Origin of the sequence: Streptomyces griseoluteus (assembly GCF_004784465.1) — a bacterium.
Classification (GTDB): domain Bacteria; phylum Actinomycetota; class Actinomycetes; order Streptomycetales; family Streptomycetaceae; genus Streptomyces; species Streptomyces griseoluteus.
This window is the reverse complement of sequence record NZ_SRRU01000001.1, coordinates 424363-441623: the sequence shown is the minus strand read 5'-3', so window position 1 is coordinate 441623 and position 17261 is coordinate 424363. Positions and strand designations below refer to the sequence as shown.

Here is a 17261-nt window from a genome sequence, read left to right as displayed (position 1 = left end):
GCCGGAACCACCCGGCGCTCCATTCCCGCCGGTATCCCCCCGGTACGTCCCCCGTCCAGTCCGCATGAGGAACGGTCAGACGAACAGGCTCACCACCGCCGCGACCGCGAACCCGGCGACGGAGAGCACCGATTCGAGGACCGTCCACGTCTTCAGCGTGTCGCGTTCGGTGATGCCGAAGTACTTGGCGACCATCCAGAACCCGCCGTCGTTGACGTGCGAGGCGAAGATGGAACCGGCGGAGATCGCCATGATGACCAGGGCGGTGAACGCCTGGGAGTGGTGCCCCTCGGTCAGCAGCGGGGCGACGATGCCCGCCGTCGTCACGATGGCGACCGTGGCCGAGCCCTGGGCGACCCGCAGCACCAGCGAGATCAGGTACGCCAGCACGATCACCGGAAGGCCGACGCCGTGGAAGGTGTCCGAGAGCGCCTGGGCGACCCCGCTGGCCTTGAGGACGGCGCCGAAGACCCCGCCCGCGCCGACCACCAGCAGGATGTTGCCGACCGGCTTCAGGGAGGCGGTGGAGACGTTCTCCAGCGACTTGCGGGACCAGCCGCGCCGGATGCCGAGCAGGTAGTAGGCGAGCACCAGGGCGATGGTGAGGGCGACGAAGGGGTGCCCGAAGAACTCGATGACCGAGCGCACGGTCGACGGGTCCAGCGCGACCGAGGAGAAGGTGGCGGCGAGGATCAGGATCAGCGGCGTACCGATGATGGCGAGGACCGTGCCCAGCGGGACCGGCTTCTCGGCCGGCTCCACGCCCGAGGCGCGCTGTTCGGCGAGGACCGCCTGCCGGGCCTCCTCCGCCGCCTCGACCATGTCCTGCGGGACGGGGACGAAGATGCGCCGGCCGACCCACGCGGAGAACGCCCACGCGGCCAGCACCGCCGGGATGCCGCAGACCACGCCCATGAGGACGACCCAGCCGAGCTGGACGTGCAGCAGTCCGGCCGCGGCCACCGGGCCGGGGTGCGGGGGAAGGAAGGCGTGCGTCATGGACAGGCCCGCGAGCAGCGGCAGGCAGTACAGCAGGATCGACTTGCCGCCCCGCTTCGCGGCCGCGTAGACCAGTGGCGCGAGGACGAAGATGCCGACGTCGAAGAAGACCGGGATGCCGAAGATGAGGCCGGTCAGACCCATCGCCAGCGGTGCCCGCTTCTCGCCGAACAGCCGCAGCAGGCGTCCGGCGAGGACCTCGGCGCCGCCGCTGACCTCCAGGATCGCGCCGAGCATGGTGCCGAGGCCGATGATGATGGCGACATGGCCGAGGATGCCGCCCATGCCGGACTCGATGGTGGAGACGGCGTCGGAGCGCTGGACGGTGCCGAAGAGTTCGGTGACCGAGAGACCGGCGAGCAGGCCGACGGTTATGGACACCGTGAGCAGCGCGACGAACGGCTGCAGCCGGACCTTGATGATGAGGAAGAGCAGCAGGGCGATGCCGAGGCCGGCGACGGTGAGCAGGCCGGGGGTGCCGTCCAGCAGGAGGAGCAGTCCTCCGGTGTGGGGTGGCGCGGCGGGCGCGGGTGCGGGTGCGGCGAGCGGAAGGGACATGAGAGGGCGGTCCTCTGCGTGAGTGAGGTAAGAACATCCGGCTTTCGGGCAGGGTGGAGCGCGGCACGGCACCCGAAGGGGGTGCCGTGCCGTGTGCGTGGTGCGGGTGGTGCGGTCTGCCGGGCGGCGGTCAGCCGAGGACGGCGAGCGCGTCGATCTCGATCAGGAGTCCGGCGGGCAGCCCGACGTAGACCGTGGTGCGGGCGGCCGGGGGCTGGGTGAGGCCCTGCTCGCCGAAGTAGGTGTTGTAGATGTCGTTCATCTCGGCGAAGTGGTCCACGTCGGTGAGGTAGACGCGGATCATCATCACGTCGTCCCAGCTCGCGCCGCCCTCTTCGAGGATCGCCTTGACGTTGGCGAGGGTCTGCAGGGTCTGCTCGCGCAGGGTGGGACCGGCGGGGGTGGGGGCCTTGCCCTCCTCGGCGGGCAGGAAGCCGACCTGGCCGGCGACCTGGAGGATGTTGCCCTTCCTGACGCCGTGGGAGAACTTCGCGGGCGGCACCGTGTGGGTCTTCGGGGTGAGCGCGGTCTTGTCGGTCATGCGGTGGGGTCCTTCACTGGGGTTCTTCCGGAGTACTCACCGCTGATCGCGTCCGCCGTGCGGCGCACCCGCGGGAGCAGGGTGAGGAGTTCGTCGGCGGTGACGACGACGTTCGGCGCGGAGACCGACATCGCGGCGACCACCCGGCCGTCGGCGCCCCGGATGGGGGCCGCGACACAGTTGATGGACTCCTCGTGGCCACCGAGGTCGGTGGCCCAGCCCTGTTCGCGCACCTTCTCCAACTCGCGCAGGAAAGCACCCGCGTTGGGGGTGGAACGGGCCGTGTACAGGGGGTATTCGAGCTTCTCCGCCAGCGCCCGGCGCTCGCCCTCGGGCAGATCGGCCAGCAGCAGCTTGGCGACGGCGGCGACCGTGATGGCGACCGGCTTGCCGACGCGCGAGTACATGCGCACCGGGTAGCGGCTGTCCACCTTGTCGATGTAGAGCACCTCGTTCTCCTCGTGCACGGCGAGGTGCACGGTGTGCCCGCACGCCTCGTTGAGCCGGACGAGGTGGGGGTGGGCGATCTCGCGGATGTCGAGGTTCTCCATCGCCTCCTGGGCGAGGGCGAAGAGGCGGGCGCCGAGCCGGTAGCGCTGGTCGGACTGGCGGTAGACCAGGCCGTGTTCGTGCAGGGTGCGCAGCAGGCGCAGCGCGGTGGACTTGTGCACCCCGAGCCGTTCGGCGACCTGGCCGAGGTCGGCGGGGCCCTCCGCGAGCAGCGGGAGGATGCTCAGGGCGCGGTCGACGGTCTGGCTCATGCGGTGCTCGTCCCTTCGGTGACCTGGTCGGCTCCGGTCCAGCCGGGGCCGAGTCGCAGTCTCCCCCACGCCTCGTCGTCCAGGGCGGCCAGCCGGTCGGCGTGGTCGCGGGCGGGCGGGCCGGCGAGGTCGCCGGGGACGGTGAGGGCGGCCGCGGCCATCAGGTGGCCGTGCCGCAGCCGGTCGCGTACGGGGAGCCCGCGCAGGGTGGCGGAGAGGAACCCGGCGGCGAAGGCGTCGCCCGCGCCGACGGTGGCCACCACGTCGACGGTGAGGGCGGGCACGTGCACGGCGGACTCACCCGTGTCCGTGCGCGCGAACACGGTCGCGCCGAGCGGGCCCTCCTTGACGACCAGCACCCGCGGTTCGGGCAGCAGTCGCCGGACCGCCTCGACCCCGCCCCGCGTGCCCCAGGCGTCCTCCGCCTCGTCGGTGCCGACGAACACGATGTCGGCCCGCCGGGCCAGGTCCAGCAGCACCAGGGCGTCCTCGGCCTCGCGCCACAGGCCGGGGCGGTGGTTGACGTCGAAGGACACCACCGGGCGCCCCTCGCGCGGCGCGGTCAGGGTGTGCAGCAGTTCCCGGCACCCCGGTGACAGCGCGGCGGTGATCCCGGACAGGTGCAGCACGCGGCCCGCGTCCAGCGCGGCGAGGTCGGTGTTGTCGGCCGACATCGCGGAGGCGGCCGATCCGGCGCGGTAGTAGGCGACTTCGTGGGCGTCGGTGGCCCGGTCGGCGGCGGTGCGGAAGTAGACGCCGGTGGGCCGGGCCGGGTCCACGCGTACCGCGCCGGTGTCGACGCCGTAGGAGCCGATCCGCTCCACCAGGTGCTGCCCGAAACCGTCGGCGCCGACCCGGCTGACCCAGCGGGCCGGGTGCCCGGCGGCGGCGAGGGTGCAGACCACGTTGGACTCGGCGCCGCCGATGCCCCGTCGGAAGGCGGGCACGTCGGCGAGGCGGCCGGGGCGGTCGGGGAGGAAGGTGACCATGGACTCGCCCAGGGCGACGACGTCCACGACATCCACGGTGTCGGGGGCGGCGCTGGACGGTCCGTCGGCGGTCACGATGGTCTCGGCTCCTCGTCGGTGGTCCGGGGTGACGACTTCGTTGACCCCGTGTTGGCCGAGATGTTAGACAGCATGGAGCGACATACGCAATGGATGTTGCAGAGAGTGCAACGACGCTGATCAGGAGGCTCGTATGGCCCATGAGACCGGTTCCGACGCCCTGGCACAGCTCGCCGGGGAGCGGGTCGACCACCGTTTCAAGGGCCTTCCGCCGGACGCCGCCGGGCTGACGGTGGGCGAGCTGGCCGCCGAGCGCCGCAACCTGTTCACCGGCGGCTTCGCCACTCCCGTCCTCGCCCTGTCCGCCGAGCGCCTGGCGCACAACCTCGCGCTCATGGAGACGTACGCGGCCCGGCACGGCCTCGCCTTCGCCCCGCACGGCAAGACCTCGATGGCGCCGCAGCTCTTCGCCCGGCAGATCGAGCACGGCGCCTGGGGCATCACGGTCGCGGCACCTCATCAGATGTGGGTGGCACGGGAGTTCGGCGTCCAGCGGATCTTCCTCGCCAACGAGCTGGTGGACGCAGCCGCGCTGCGCCGCATCGCCGCCGAGCTGGCCGCCGACCCGGACTTCCGCCTCGTGACCTACGTGGACTCCGTGCGCGGGGTCGAGCTGATGGACGCGGCCCTCACCGGCGCCGCCCGCCCGCTGGACGTGGTGGTGGAGCTGGCGGCCGGCGAGGGCGCCCGCACCGGTGCCCGTACCGAGGCGGAGTGCGCGGCGGTCGCCGCCGCCGTGGCCGCCACCGGCACCCTGCGCCTGGTCGGCGTGGCGGGGTACGAGGGGGAGGTGCCGAAGGCCGATCCCGAGCGGGTCGCCGCCTACCTGCGCCGGCTCACCGCGCTCGCCGCCGCGCTGGACGCCGAGGGCCTCTTCGGCAGGGCGGACGAGATCGTGGTCAGCGCGGGCGGCAGCGCCTGGTTCGACACGGTGGCCGAGGTGTTCGCCGGGGTCCCCGAGCTGTCCCGCCCGGTGCTGAAGCTGCTCCGCTCGGGCGCCTACGTCTCCCACGACGACGGCCACTACCGCCGCATCACCCCCTTCAACCGGGTGCCCCAGGAGGGCGCGCTGGAGCCCGCGTTCCGGCTGTGGGCGCAGGTGGTCTCCCGCCCCGAGCCCGGCCAGGCGTTCGTCAACGCGGGCAAGCGCGACGCCGCCTACGACCTGGACAGGCCCGAGGCGCAGGTCGTACGCCGGGACGGCGCCGAACACCCGGCCACCGGCATCACGGTGACCGCCCTGTCGGACCAGCACATGTGGCTGGCCACCACACCGGAGGCCGATGTCATGGTGGGCGACTGGATCGGCTTCGGCCTGTCCCACCCCTGCACCAGCTTCGACAAATGGCAGCTCATCCCGGTGGCCGAGGCGGACGGCACGGTCGTGCAGTACATCCGTACGTTCTTCTAGGAGGGCAGGGCCATGGAAGAACTCGTCATCCGGGACGCCGACGTGGTCGACGGCAGCGGGGCGCCCGCCTACCGCGCCGATGTGGTGGTCGACCGCGGCCGGATCGCCTCCATCGTCAAGGAGGCCGCGGCGGCGGGCTGTCAGCGCCCGCGCGCCCGGCGCGAGCTGGACGCGGAGGGCCTGGTCCTCTCCCCCGGCTTCATCGACATGCACGCCCACTCCGATCTGGCCCTGCTGCGCGACCCCGACCACAGCGCCAAGGCCGCCCAGGGCGTCACTCTCGAAGTCCTGGGCCAGGACGGCCTGTCGTACGCCCCCGTCGACGACCGCACCCTTCAGGAGGTCCGCCGGGCCATCACGGGCTGGAACGGCTACGGCGACGACCTCGACTTCGACTGGCGCTCGGTCGGCGAGTACCTGGACCGGCTGGATCAGGGCATCGCGGTCAACGCGGCCTACCTGATCCCGCAGGGCACGGTCCGCGCGCTGGTCGTCGGCTGGGAGGACCGCCCGGCGACCCCGGCCGAACTGGACCGGATGCGGCACCTGGTGGCGGAGGGCCTGGAACAGGGCGCGGTCGGCCTCTCCTCCGGCCTCACCTACACCCCCGGCATGTACGCGAACGACGCCGAGCTGACCGAGCTGTGCCGGGTGGTGGCCTCCTACGGCGGCTACTACTGCCCGCACCACCGCTCCTACGGCGCGGGCGCCCTCGAGGCGTACGCCGAGATGGTCGCCCTCACCCGGGAGGCGGGCTGCCCGCTGCACCTGGCGCACGCCACCATGAACTTCGGCGTCAACGAGGGCCGCGCCCCCGAGCTGCTCGCCCTGCTCGACGCGGCCCTGGACGCGGGCGCCGACCTCACCCTGGACACCTATCCCTACACCCCCGGCTCCACCACCCTCGCGGCCCTGCTGCCCAGTTGGGCGAGCGAGGGCGGCCCGGCGCGGATCCTGGCCCGGCTCACCGACCCGGCCACCGCCGAGCGCGTCCGGCACCACCTGGAGGTCACCGGTTCCGACGGCTGCCACGGCGTACCGGCGGAGTGGGAGACGATCGAGATCTCCGGCGTGACCAACCCGGCGCTGGCCGAGTACGTGGGCCGCACGGTGAAGGAGGTGGCCGGGCTGCGCGGCGAGGAGCCGTGGGAGACCGTCCGGCACCTGCTGGTCGATGACCGGCTCGGCACCACGATCCTGCAGCACGTCGGCCACGAGGAGAACGTCCGCGCCATCATGCGGCACCGCGCGCACACCGGCGGCTCGGACGGCATCCTGCAGGGCAGCAAGCCGCATCCGCGCGCCTACGGCACCTTCCCGCGCTATCTCGGCACGTACGTCCGCGAGTTGGGCGTGCTGTCGCTGGAGGAGTGCGTGGCCCGGCTGACCTCGCGGCCCGCGGCCCGGCTGCGGCTGCCGGACCGGGGCCTGGTGCGCGAGGGCTACCGCGCCGACCTGGTGCTGTTCGACCCGGCCACCGTGGCCGCCGGCTCCACCTTCGCGGAGCCGAGGACGCTGCCGACCGGGATTCCGCACGTCCTGGTGGACGGACGGTTCGTCATCGAGGACGGGCGGCGCACCGACGTGCTGGCGGGCCGGTCGGTGCGCCGTACCCCGGTGTGACGGCCGGGGCGGTCAGGGCTTGGGCAGGGTGCAGCCGGCCGCGGCGAGGTTGAGCTTGTTGCCGGTCGTGAAGCAGGCCGGTATCTGGTAGGTCTCCTGGGCGTAGTTGATGCCCTGACGGACCGTGACCTTGCCGTTCTGGTCGACCTCGCACGGGTTGTTCTCGGTGCAGGACTGGCCGTCCTCGTTGCCCGTGTTGTTGACGGCGACGACCTTGCCGGTGGCGGTGTCGATCACCGGGGAGCCGGAGGTGCCGCCGATGGTGTCGCAGGCGGCGGTGTAGCGCAGCGAGTCCTTCCAGGTCCAGCCGCCCTCCTTCAGCCGGTACACGAACCCGTCCGCGTTGCAGGAGTAGATCCGCTTCCAGTAGCCGGAGACGACCTTGATGCCGCTGCCGGCCACCGGGTGGGTGTCGCTCAGCGGCAGCGCGTTGATGCCGTACGAGCTCCGGATCGCCGCGTAGCTGGTGGTCAGCCGGTACAGGGTGACGTCGGTGTCGGTCATGGTCGAGTACACGACCTGGTTGGCGCGGAGCGTGGCGACCTTGGTGCCGGCCGAGTTCAGCAGGCCGAAGGTGCGGCTGGAGGACTGGCCGGTGATGACCTGGCCGGGCTGCGGGAAGCCCGTCTCCAGGCAGTGCCCGTTGCTCAGCACCAGCGCGGGGTCGCTGTCCGCCGAGTTCGGCAGCCGGACGACGGAGCCGGAACAGTTGCTGAGCGACACGGTTCCGGCGAAGTCGACGGTCACCGCCTTGACGTGCGACGCGGCCACGGCCGGAGTCGCGCCGAACCCGGCGAGCGCCACGGCGGAGAGCGCGGCCAGGAGAGGCTTGTTCATGTGGGGGTCCTCTCTGCGGAAGCGGACGGCCGGAGAGCCTCCGGCCGCCCGTATTGTCATGCGCATTGTTATCGGGTTGGCGAGAGAGGACAAGGAGGCGTCGCCCGGAGGACGCCGGGCCGACGGCCCGTCGGATTCAGCGGTGCCGGTGCCGCTTGCCGCCGCGGGTGGGCGTACCGGTGGGGGCCGGGGTGGGGGAGACCGCCGGCACGGTGGCCGTCGTCGCGGGAGTGGTGGACGGCGGGGCCTCCTCGACGGCGGTGGCGCCCGCGGGCACGACCGACGGCGCGGCCGACGGCCCGGCCGGGGAAGCGGACACCGCCGTGGTGGCAGGCGCCGGGGTGGCACGCAGCGGCGTGGCCGAGGGCCCGCCGCCGACGACCACCGCGCCCGCCGGGGCCGTGGGGTCCGGCGCGCCCGAGGTGGCCGGCACCTCGGACGCGCCCGAGGTGGACTGTCCGGTGGTCGCCGGGCGGTCGTCACCGGACGGCGACGAGGAGGCCACCAGGCCCGCGATCACGGCGGCGGCCCCGACCGTGCCGGCGACCGCCCCGGCCACCACGACCCGGCGGCGCCGCCCGGCCGGCCGCCGCCCGCGCCCGGAGCGCCCGCCGGCCGCACCGGGAACTTCCGCGGCGCCGGGACCCAACGGGCCGGAGAGCGGGGAGAGTTCGGTCAGGGCGGGCAGTTCACGGGTCTCGTCGTAGGCGCTCTGCCAGCCGTGGGCGGCGGCGGGGTCGGCGTACCCCTCGTAGGAAGGAGCCGGGGCGGCCGGGGGGCGGAAGACGATCGGCGGGACCGGCGCAGCACCGACCGCGTCGTGCGCGCCGTACACCTCCGACCCGCACTCGCGTTCGGTAGACATGATCGTCGAATTGTAGGGAGGCGGACGCGTCCCGAACACCCCTCCGCGAAACCCGCGCAAACCGACACGTCCCACGTGGTGGAGAACACACGCGCCACCCCTCCGGGGGCCGTAAGCTCGCGGGCATGCAGGTGATCCAGTCGACCAAGCTCGCCAACGTCTGTTACGAGATCCGGGGCCCGGTGCTCGAGGAGGCGATGCGACTGGAGGCGGCCGGTCACCGCATCCTGAAGCTCAACACCGGCAACCCGGCCGCCTTCGGCTTCGAGTGCCCCCCGGAGATCCTGGAGGACATCCTCCGCAACGTCTCCACGGCCCACGGCTACGGCGACGCCAAGGGCCTGCTGGCCGCACGCCGCGCGGTGGTGATGCACAACCAGACCCTCGGCATCGAGACCGACGTCGAGCACGTCTTCATCGGCAACGGCGTCTCCGAGCTGATCGTGATGGCCATGCAGGCCCTGCTCGACGACGGCGACGAGGTCCTCGTACCCGCTCCGGACTACCCCCTGTGGACGGCGGCCGTCTCGCTGTCCGGCGGCACCGCGGTGCACTACCGGTGCGACGAGCAGGCCGACTGGATGCCCGACCTCGCGGACATCGAGCGCAAGATCACCGACCGCACCAAGGCCCTGGTGATCATCAACCCGAACAACCCCACGGGCGCGGTCTACGACGAGGCGATGCTCAAGGGCCTGACCGACCTGGCCCGCCGCCACAACCTGCTGGTCTGCTCCGACGAGATCTACGACAAGATCCTCTACGACGGCGCCGTCCACACCCCCACCGCCAAGGTCGCCCCCGACCTGCTCACCCTCACCTTCAACGGCATGTCGAAGGCGTACCGGGTGGCCGGGTACCGGGTCGGCTGGATGGCCGTCTCCGGCCCGCGCGCGCACGCCGACTCCTACCTGGAGGGCCTGACGATCCTGGCGAACATGCGGCTGTGCGCCAACATGCCGGGCCAGCACGGCGTGGTCGCGGCCCTCAGCGGCCGCCAGACGATCAACGACCTGGTGCTGCCGGGCGGGCGGCTGAAGGAGCAGATGGACACGGCGTACGAGCTGCTCACGCGGATTCCCGGCGTGAGCTGCGTCCGCCCCAAGGGCGCGCTGTACCTCTTCCCTCGCCTGGACCCGAAGGTGTTCAAGGTCAAGGACGACCGGCGGCTCGTCCTGGACCTGCTGCGCCAGGAGAAGATCATGGTGGTCCAGGGCACCGGCTTCAACTGGCCCGAGCCGGACCACTTCCGGGTCGTCACCCTGCCCAACGTGGCCGATCTGACGGACGCGGTGACCCGGATCGGGACCTTCCTGGACGGCTACGGCCAGCCGTAGGACTGACTCGACTCAACTTTAGACTCGATCCAAGCTAGGATGGTTTCCTGTCAGCGCAGAGGAGGCCGTCCCATGTACGAACCGATCCGCACCAAGTCGGTCCACAGCACCCCGGCGGCCCCGGACTTCCCGCACCGCTCCCGCGACGAGGAGCTGGACATCCAGCTGGCCGGACACCTCGCCGCCCTGCTCGCCGTCACCGACGAGCTGCGCGGTCCGGCAGCCGGCCCCGAGCTGGACACGGCCGCCGAGCGGCTCGCCGCCCAGGTCGCCCGGCTGCGTGGCGGCCGGGCCCCGGTACGGGCGGCGCCGGGAACGGCCGCCGATCCGGCGCCGCTGCACCGCCGGGCGCTCACCATCGCGGGCCGCGCCCTGGTCGTCGCCGCCTCCCGCGCGGACACGGCGGCCGCCATCCTGGCCGCCGAGCGGATGGACGCCCACACGGCGGCCCTGGCCGCGCCGAGGGAACTCAGCGCGGCCCACTGATCTCGCTCAGCCGAGGCGCTCCACCAGCGCCCGGTACTGGTCCCACAGCTCCTTGGGCGTGTGATCGCCGAAGGTCTCGAGGTGCCCGGGCACCAGGGACGCCTCCTCGCGCCAGACCTCCTCGTCGACGGTGAGCAGGAAGTCCAGCTCGGCGTCGGTGAGGTCCAGGCCCTCGGTGTCCAGGGAGCCCTTGGCCGGCAGCACGCCGATGGCGGTCTCCACGCCCTCGGCGCGGCCCTCCAGGCGGTCCACGATCCACTTCAGGACGCGGCTGTTCTCCCCGAAGCCCGGCCAGACGAACTTGCCCTCGCCGTCCTTGCGGAACCAGTTGACGTAGTAGATCCGCGGCAGCTTCTCCGGGTCCTTGTCCTTGGCCACGTCGATCCAGTGGGCCATGTAGTCGCCCATGTTGTAGCCGCAGAACGGCAGCATGGCGAAGGGGTCGCGGCGCAGCTCGCCGACCTTGCCCTCGGCGGCGGCGGTCTTCTCGCTGGCCACGTTGGCGCCCAGGAACACACCGTGGTTCCAGTCGAAGGACTCGGTCACCAGGGGGACCGCGCTGGCCCGGCGGCCGCCGAAGAGGATCGCGGAGATCGGCACCCCGCGGGGGTCCTCCCACTCGGGCGCGATGATCGGGCACTGGTCGGCGGGGACCGTGAAGCGGGCGTTGGGGTGGGCGGCCGGGGTGCCGGACTCCGGCGTCCAGTCGTTGCCCTTCCAGTCGGTGAGGTGCGCGGGCTGCTCCTCGGTCATGCCCTCCCACCACACGTCGCCGTCGTCGGTGAGGGCGACGTTGGTGAAGACCGCGTTGCCCCACAGGGTCTTCATCGCGTTGGCGTTGGTGTGCTCACCCGTGCCGGGCGCGACGCCGAAGAATCCGGCCTCGGGGTTGATCGCGTAGAGCCGGCCGTCCTCGCCGAAGCGCATCCAGGCGATGTCGTCGCCGATGGTCTCCACGCTCCAGCCGGAGACGGTGGGCTCCAGCATGGCGAGGTTGGTCTTGCCGCAGGCGGAGGGGAAGGCGGCGGCGACGTACTTGGACTCGCCGTGCGGCGGCGTGAGCTTGAGGATCAGCATGTGCTCGGCCAGCCAGCCCTCGTCGCGGGCCATGACGGAGGCGATGCGCAGGGCGTAGCACTTCTTGCCGAGCAGCGCGTTGCCGCCGTAGCCGGAGCCGTAGGACCAGATCTCGCGGGACTCGGGGAAGTGCGAGATGTACTTGGTGGAGTTGCAGGGCCACGGCACGTCCTGCTCGCCCGCCGCCAGCGGGGCGCCCAGGGTGTGCACGGCCTTGACGAACTCGCCGTCCTCGCCCAGCTGCTCCAGCACGGCGCTGCCCATGCGGGTCATGGTGCGCATCGAGGCGGCGACGTAGGCGGAGTCGGTGATCTCCACACCGAGAGCGGAGAGCGGGGAGCCGAGCGGGCCCATGCAGAAGGGCACGACGTACATCGTGCGGCCGCGCATCGAGCCCCGGAACAGGCCGCCCTCGCCCCCGGACCCCTGGAAGATCTCCCGCATCTCGGCGGGGTCCTTCCAGTGGTTGGTCGGGCCGGCGTCGGCCTCCTTCTCGGAGCAGATGAAGGTCCGGTCCTCGACCCGCGCGACGTCGGTCGGGTCGGAGGCCGCGTGGTACGAGTGCGGACGCTTGACCGGGTCGAGCCGGGTGAAGGTGCCCTTGGCGACGAGCTCCTCGCACAGGCGCTCGTACTCGGCCTCGGAGCCGTCGCACCAGACCACGTTGTCCGGCTGGGTCAGTTCGGCGATCTCGTCGACCCACGAGATCAGTTCCTGATGGGTGGTCGGGATGACGGTGGGAGCCGCGTTGTCGCGCGCCACGATCGCTCCTAAGTGAGGGTTTATGGCCCTGGGTGAGGGATTTCTCGGCCCCTTGGGGGCTGCGGCCCGGATGCCAGGCGGCAACCCCGGTCAGGGTCGACGCTCATCCGGTACCGACCGCACTCATTTGATCATCCGATGCGAGTGCGCATATGTCCAGAGGGCGTCACAGGTGAGCGAGTACCCCCGAAACGGCGTGTTCCGCGTCCGCCCTGCTGACATGCGCACCTCTTTACGCCCACCTGGCCCACACATGGCGAATTCTTTGCGCGCGGGACCCGCGACGGGCGTGAGACGATGGATCTTGGTATGGGCATGACCCCCGCCACCCAGGGGGACCGATTCGTAACTTACGGTTCCGTAGGTACGATGCGTTTCATGACTGCGTCCGTTTCCGCCGCGCTCAACCTGCCGGACCCCGTGAAGCCCCGGCTCCGTGGCTGGCTGCACCTGGGCATGTTCCCGGCCGCACTCATCGCCGGCCTGGTCCTGACCGCTCTGGCCGACTCCACCCGCGGCCGTGTCGCGTGCGGGATCTACGCCCTGACGGCATGCCTGCTCTTCGGTGTCAGCGCGCTGTACCACCGGGGCAACTGGAGCCCCCGGGCCGACCGCATCCTGCGCCGCCTCGACCACTCCAACATCTTCCTGATCATCGCCGGCACCTACACCCCGCTCACCGTGCTGCTCCTGCCGGGCAACAAGGGGGAGGGGCTGCTGTGGGGCATCTGGGCGGCCGCCCTCGCGGGGATCGCCTTCCGCGTCTTCTGGGTCGGCGCGCCCCGCTGGCTGTACACCCCGTGCTACATCGCCATGGGCTGGGCCGCCGTCTTCTTCCTGCCCGACTTCATGCGCACCGGCGGCGTCGCCGTCCTGGTCCTGGTGGTCGTGGGCGGCCTGTTGTACAGCGCCGGGGGCGTGGTCTACGGCATCAAGAAGCCGAACCCCTCACCGCGCTGGTTCGGCTTCCACGAGGTCTTCCACTCCCTCACGCTGGCCGCGTTCATCGTGCACTACATCGGCATCTCGCTGGTGGCCTACCAGCACGCCTGAAGGCCGTACGGGGCCGGTGAAGTGCCCGTGCCATCCTGACCGGGTGAACGGACCCGTGATCCACCTCGAAGTCGCCCCGGACCTGCACCTGTTCGTGCCGCACGCCCACCGCGCGGGCCCCGCCGAACTCGGCACCGACGGCGTCTCCTCCCTCGGCCATGTGGTGGAGTCCCTCGGCATCCCGCTGACCGAGGTCGGCACCCTCACCGTGGACGGCCGCGAGGTGCCCCGTTCCCGCGTCCCGGCCGACGGCGAGTCCGTCCACGTCGGCCCGGTCCCCCGCCCCCAGCGGGTGCCCGGCGCCCCCTTGCGCTTCCTGCTCGACGTGCACCTGGGCACCCTGGCCCGCCGGATGCGTCTGCTCGGCGTGGACGCGGCGTACGAGTCCACCGACATCGGCGACCCGGCACTCGCCGCGCGTTCGGCCGCCGAACGCCGGGTCCTGCTGAGCCGGGACCGGGGTCTGCTGCGCCGCCGGGAGCTGTGGGCCGGGGCGTACGTGTACAGCACCCGGCCCGACCAGCAGCTCCGGGACGTCCTGGAGCGGTTCGCCCCGGAGCTGGCCCCCTGGTCCCGCTGCACCGCCTGCAACGGCCCGCTGCGTCCGGCCACCAAGTCCCAGGTGGCCGACCGGCTCCAGGCCGGCACGCGGGACACGTACGACGTGTTCGCGGCGTGCGAGGAGTGCGGTCGGGCGTACTGGAAGGGGGCGCACCACGAGCAGTTGGAGGCGATCGTGGCGGAGGCGGTGCGGTTCCGGTCAGAGCTGGGCCAGCCCTGACCGGTGCCGTCAGTTCTCGGTACCGTCAGTTCTTGGTGCCGTCCACGATGACCGGGGTGCCACCGGAGCCGCTGCCGCAGGGGACGGCGTACACCGGGTGGGCCTTGGCGGCCTCGCGGTAGGCGTCCAGGCACTCGTTGTAGAGCACCTTGTCGCTGAGGGAGCGCTCCAGGATCTTGTTGGCGCGGGCGGTGCCCTCGGCCTCGATCCGCTTGCGCTCGGCCTCCGCCTTGGCGGTCCGCGCGCCCTCGACGGCGCGCTCGGTGGCCTGCTCCTGCTGGATCTTCTTGTCGATCTGGCCCTGCAACTGCTTCGACGGCCGCACGTTGCGCAGGTTGACGGTGGTCACGTCGATCCCGCGCGGCGCCAGCCGCTCCTTCACCTGGCGCTCGATCTCCGCGCTGATCCGCTCGCGGGCGGAGGCGTACCCCTCCTCGCTGGTGTGCCGGGCGAAGACGTTGCGGATGATCTCGCGGCTGTCCGGCAGCACCAGCCGCTCCTGCACCGCGTCCTCGCTGCCTGCCAGCCGGTACAGCTCGACCGCCTTGCGCGGGACGACGGCCCACTTGATGGTGACGTCCGCGTACAGCACCCCGCCCTGCGAGGAGCGCACCTCCACCCGGTCCTCGCCGCCCAGGTCGAGGTCGACCGGCCGGGTGGAGAAGGAGGTGACGTCGGTGAACGGCGACTTCAGGTGCATGCCCGAGGTCAGCGGGGTGCCGACCCGGCCGAAGGTCACCGGGACGCCGACCTCATAGGCGCTCACCACATGAAAACAGGCGAACAGGCCGGCCAGGACCCCACCCAGGGCGCCGATCGCGGCCCCAATCTTCCAGCCGGCCTCGGCTCTGCCGCGTCCGACGAGGAACAGGACCACGGCCGCTATGAGCAGCAGTATGGACAGCACGAACACGGGCTTCCCCCCACAGGATGCGCCACCCCGTCCGGGCGGCGGGCAGCGCATCGTAACGGGCGCGGGTGTCCGGGAAGTAGCCGTGCGGGGTGCCGGGTTCGGTCAGTTGCCGTCCAGCGCCGCGCGCAGCGCGTCGGGGTCGGTGACGGGGGCCTCGCAGGTGAAGTTCCGGCAGACGTACGCGGCCGGGGCGCCGTCCACCAGGGGGCGGTGGGCGAGCAGGGGGAACTCCTCCCCGTCCGGGGTGCCCGCCGCGACGACCGCGCCGGGGGCACGGGCGAGGAGGGCCGTGCGGTGCAGGGCCGCGGTGCGCCCGTCGGTGAGGGACGGGCCGACGACGGCGACCTCGCGGGGGCCGTCGAGCAGCGCCTCGGCGGCGGCCAGGCCCCAGCCGACGAACCGGGGCACCCGCGGCCCGAGCGCCTTGACCACGCCGAGGGCCCGCTCGGCGGCGGTCCGGTGGGCGTCGGAGCCGGTGTGCGCGGCGTAGGACAGCAGGGCGGCGGCCGCGGCGGACCAGCCGGAGGGGGTCGCGTTGTCGGTCGGGTCCTGCGGGCGGCGGATGAGCTGCTCGGCGTCGGAGGCGGTGTCGTACAGCGCGCCGCTCTCCGGGTCGGTGAAGCGGGTCATGACCTGGTCGAGGAGGAGCCCGGCGAAGTCCAGCCACACTCCCTCGCCGGTGACGGAGGCCAGCGCGAGGAAGCCCTCGGCGACGTCGGCGTAGTCCTCCAGCACCCCGGAGTTGGCCCCGGCCCGGCCGTCGCGGCTGGTCCGGGTGAGGTGGCCGTGCTCGTCGAGGTGGACCCGGACCAGGTGGTCGGCGGCGGCCACGGCGGCCTCGATGAGGTCGGGGCGGTCGAAATAGGCGCCGGTCTCGGCGAGGGCGGCGATGGCGAGGCCGTTCCAGGCGGCGACCACCTTGTCGTCCCGGCCGGGGGCGGGGCGCCGGGACCGCTCGGCGAGCATCCGCTCCCTGACCGAGGAGATCCGCCCGGCGTCGAACACCCGCTCCGCCTGCGGCAGTTGGAGCACCGACTGGCCGTGCTCGAAGGTGCCCTCACCGGTCACGCCGAAGTACTCGGCCGCGAGGTCGCCGTCCTCGTCCCCGAGGAGGGCGCGCAGGTTCTCGGGCGTCCAGACGTAGTACGCGCCCTCGACGTGCCTGCCGGTGCCGTCGTCGCTGTCGGCGTCCAGCGCGGAGGCGAACCCGCCCTCTTCGGTACGGAGTTCGGCGACGAGGAAGTCGGCGGTCTCCAGCGCGACGCGGCGGGCGAGGTCGGAGCCGGTGGTGCGCCAGAGGTGGGCGTAGACCCGGCAGAGCAGCGCGTTGTCGTACAGCATCTTCTCGAAGTGCGGCACGACCCAGTCGCGGTCCACGGAGTAGCGGGCGAAGCCGCCGCCGAGCTGGTCGTAGATGCCGCCGCGGGCCATGCGCTCGCAGGTGTCGCTCGCCATCTGCAGGGCGCCCTCGGAGCCGGTGCGGGCGTGGTGGCGGAGCAGGAACTCCAGCGCCATGGAGGGCGGGAACTTCGGCGCGCCGCCGAATCCGCCGCGCTGGGGGTCGTACTCGCGGGTGAGGCCGAGGAGGGCCTGCGCGAGTTCCTCCTCGCCGGGCACCCCGGCCGCCTGCCGGACGATCTCCCGCTGGGCGATGTCCCGCGTGATCTTCCCGGCCACCTCGGTGACCTCGTCCCGCCGGCCCTCCCACGCCTGGTGCACGCCTTCCAGCACCTGTCCGAAGGAGGGCATGCCGTGCTGGGGGCGGGGCGGGAAGTAGGTGCCGAAGTAGAAGGGCTCGGCCTCCGGCGTCAGGAACACGGTCATCGGCCACCCGCCCTGCCCGGTCGCCGCCTGCACCGCCTCCATGTACACCGCGTCGACGTCGGGCCGCTCCTCCCGGTCGACCTTCACGCTGACGAAGTTCTCGTTCAGGTAGTCGGCGGTGGCCTGGTCCTCGAAGGACTCGTGCGCCATGACGTGACACCAGTGGCAGGCGGAGTACCCGACGCTCAACAGGATCGGCACGTCCCTGCGCCGGGCCTCCTCGAACGCCTCCGGCCCCCAGGGGTACCAGTCGACCGGGTTGTCAGCGTGCTGGAGCAGATACGGCGAGGTCACGTCGGCTAGCCGGTTCATACGATCCAGCCTCTCACAGGGGCCATCCCGAATCGGGCGCTCCGACAGCGCGGG

At 72.2% G+C, this 17261-nt stretch carries 15 protein-coding genes; 6 read left to right on the top strand and 9 right to left on the bottom strand.

Annotated elements, in window-relative coordinates:
- Positions 1-75: 75 nt before the first annotated feature.
- The 4 genes from E5082_RS02190 to E5082_RS02175 all read right to left on the bottom strand — a co-directional run bounded on the left by E5082_RS02190 (position 76) and on the right by E5082_RS02175 (position 3923).
- Complete coding sequence (locus E5082_RS02190) at positions 76-1557, bottom strand: GntP family permease (RefSeq protein ID WP_135789590.1); 1482 nt, start codon at positions 1555-1557, stop codon at positions 76-78.
- 130 nt (positions 1558-1687) lie between these two features.
- The gene (locus E5082_RS02185) at positions 1688-2098 is read right to left on the bottom strand and encodes a RidA family protein (RefSeq protein WP_135783908.1); all 411 of its coding nucleotides are present in this window, start codon (positions 2096-2098) and stop codon (positions 1688-1690) included.
- Positions 2095-2859, bottom strand: a complete 765-nt coding sequence (locus tag E5082_RS02180) for an IclR family transcriptional regulator (protein WP_030806910.1) — start codon at positions 2857-2859, stop codon at positions 2095-2097. Before E5082_RS02180 ends, E5082_RS02185 begins: the two co-directional genes overlap by 4 nt.
- The gene (locus E5082_RS02175) at positions 2856-3923 is read right to left on the bottom strand and encodes a sugar kinase (RefSeq protein WP_135789589.1); all 1068 of its coding nucleotides are present in this window, start codon (positions 3921-3923) and stop codon (positions 2856-2858) included. The genes E5082_RS02180 and E5082_RS02175 overlap by 4 nt, the downstream gene beginning before the upstream one ends.
- Before the next feature lie 136 nt (positions 3924-4059).
- Between E5082_RS02175 and E5082_RS02170 the strand changes: the two genes are divergently transcribed.
- Positions 4060-5337, top strand: coding sequence for an alanine racemase (locus tag E5082_RS02170; protein ID WP_135789588.1), 1278 nt, complete (start codon positions 4060-4062; stop codon positions 5335-5337).
- A 12-nt stretch (positions 5338-5349) separates the two neighbouring features.
- A complete protein-coding gene (locus E5082_RS02165; RefSeq protein WP_135789587.1) occupies positions 5350-6960 on the top strand; it encodes an N-acyl-D-amino-acid deacylase family protein in 1611 nt (536 codons plus the stop codon).
- A gap of 12 nt (positions 6961-6972) precedes the next feature.
- Here the strand turns inward: E5082_RS02165 and E5082_RS02160 are convergent, their stop codons facing one another.
- Both E5082_RS02160 and E5082_RS02155 read right to left on the bottom strand, forming a co-directional pair.
- Positions 6973-7797, bottom strand: coding sequence for a trypsin-like serine peptidase (locus E5082_RS02160; RefSeq protein ID WP_135789586.1), 825 nt, complete (start codon positions 7795-7797; stop codon positions 6973-6975).
- A gap of 136 nt (positions 7798-7933) precedes the next feature.
- Positions 7934-8662 carry a hypothetical protein gene (locus E5082_RS02155; RefSeq protein WP_135789585.1) on the bottom strand — a complete coding sequence of 243 codons (729 nt, stop codon included), beginning with the start codon at positions 8660-8662 and terminating at the stop codon, positions 7934-7936.
- 125 nt (positions 8663-8787) lie between these two features.
- Between E5082_RS02155 and E5082_RS02150 the strand changes: the two genes are divergently transcribed.
- Together E5082_RS02150 and E5082_RS02145 are read left to right on the top strand one after the other, a co-directional pair.
- On the top strand, positions 8788-9999 hold the full coding sequence (locus E5082_RS02150) for a pyridoxal phosphate-dependent aminotransferase (protein WP_135789584.1): 1212 nt from the start codon (positions 8788-8790) through the stop codon (positions 9997-9999).
- A 72-nt stretch (positions 10000-10071) separates the two neighbouring features.
- A complete protein-coding gene (locus E5082_RS02145; RefSeq protein WP_135789583.1) occupies positions 10072-10485 on the top strand; it encodes an SCO4983 family protein in 414 nt (137 codons plus the stop codon).
- A 6-nt stretch (positions 10486-10491) separates the two neighbouring features.
- Here the strand turns inward: E5082_RS02145 and E5082_RS02140 are convergent, their stop codons facing one another.
- Positions 10492-12324, bottom strand: coding sequence for a phosphoenolpyruvate carboxykinase (GTP) (locus E5082_RS02140; RefSeq protein WP_135789582.1), 1833 nt, complete (start codon positions 12322-12324; stop codon positions 10492-10494).
- Positions 12325-12693: 369 nt separating this feature from the next.
- On the opposite strand from E5082_RS02140, the gene trhA reads away from it, so the two are divergent.
- Both trhA and E5082_RS02130 read left to right on the top strand, forming a co-directional pair.
- On the top strand, positions 12694-13377 hold the full coding sequence (gene trhA / locus E5082_RS02135; protein ID WP_135789581.1) for a PAQR family membrane homeostasis protein TrhA: 684 nt from the start codon (positions 12694-12696) through the stop codon (positions 13375-13377).
- A gap of 43 nt (positions 13378-13420) precedes the next feature.
- Positions 13421-14158, top strand: coding sequence for a Mut7-C RNAse domain-containing protein (locus E5082_RS02130; protein WP_135789580.1), 738 nt, complete (start codon positions 13421-13423; stop codon positions 14156-14158).
- Between the two features lie 25 nt (positions 14159-14183).
- On the opposite strand, the gene E5082_RS02125 is transcribed toward E5082_RS02130, so the two are convergent.
- Both E5082_RS02125 and E5082_RS02120 read right to left on the bottom strand, forming a co-directional pair.
- Positions 14184-15065, bottom strand: coding sequence for a prohibitin family protein (locus E5082_RS02125; RefSeq protein WP_229918896.1), 882 nt, complete (start codon positions 15063-15065; stop codon positions 14184-14186).
- A gap of 108 nt (positions 15066-15173) precedes the next feature.
- Complete coding sequence (locus tag E5082_RS02120) at positions 15174-17207, bottom strand: thioredoxin domain-containing protein (RefSeq protein WP_135789578.1); 2034 nt, start codon at positions 17205-17207, stop codon at positions 15174-15176.
- Positions 17208-17261: the final 54 nt, after the last annotated feature.

Bases quoted from the DNA above. Each gene is read 5' to 3' on its own strand.
- E5082_RS02145 (WP_135789583.1), top strand. From the start codon at position 10,072: ATGTACGAACCGATCCGCACCAAGTCGGTCCACAGCACCCCGGCGGCC.
- E5082_RS02185 (WP_135783908.1), bottom strand. From the start codon at position 2,098: ATGACCGACAAGACCGCGCTCACCCCGAAGACCCACACGGTGCCGCCC.
- trhA (WP_135789581.1), top strand. From the start codon at position 12,694: ATGCGTTTCATGACTGCGTCCGTTTCCGCCGCGCTCAACCTGCCGGAC.
- E5082_RS02180 (WP_030806910.1), bottom strand. From the start codon at position 2,859: ATGAGCCAGACCGTCGACCGCGCCCTGAGCATCCTCCCGCTGCTCGCG.
- E5082_RS02155 (WP_135789585.1), bottom strand. From the start codon at position 8,662: ATGTCTACCGAACGCGAGTGCGGGTCGGAGGTGTACGGCGCGCACGAC.
- E5082_RS02120 (WP_135789578.1), bottom strand. From the start codon at position 17,207: ATGAACCGGCTAGCCGACGTGACCTCGCCGTATCTGCTCCAGCACGCT.
- E5082_RS02165 (WP_135789587.1), top strand. From the start codon at position 5,350: ATGGAAGAACTCGTCATCCGGGACGCCGACGTGGTCGACGGCAGCGGG.
- E5082_RS02170 (WP_135789588.1), top strand. From the start codon at position 4,060: ATGGCCCATGAGACCGGTTCCGACGCCCTGGCACAGCTCGCCGGGGAG.
- E5082_RS02190 (WP_135789590.1), bottom strand. From the start codon at position 1,557: ATGTCCCTTCCGCTCGCCGCACCCGCACCCGCGCCCGCCGCGCCACCC.
- E5082_RS02160 (WP_135789586.1), bottom strand. From the start codon at position 7,797: ATGAACAAGCCTCTCCTGGCCGCGCTCTCCGCCGTGGCGCTCGCCGGG.
- E5082_RS02150 (WP_135789584.1), top strand. From the start codon at position 8,788: ATGCAGGTGATCCAGTCGACCAAGCTCGCCAACGTCTGTTACGAGATC.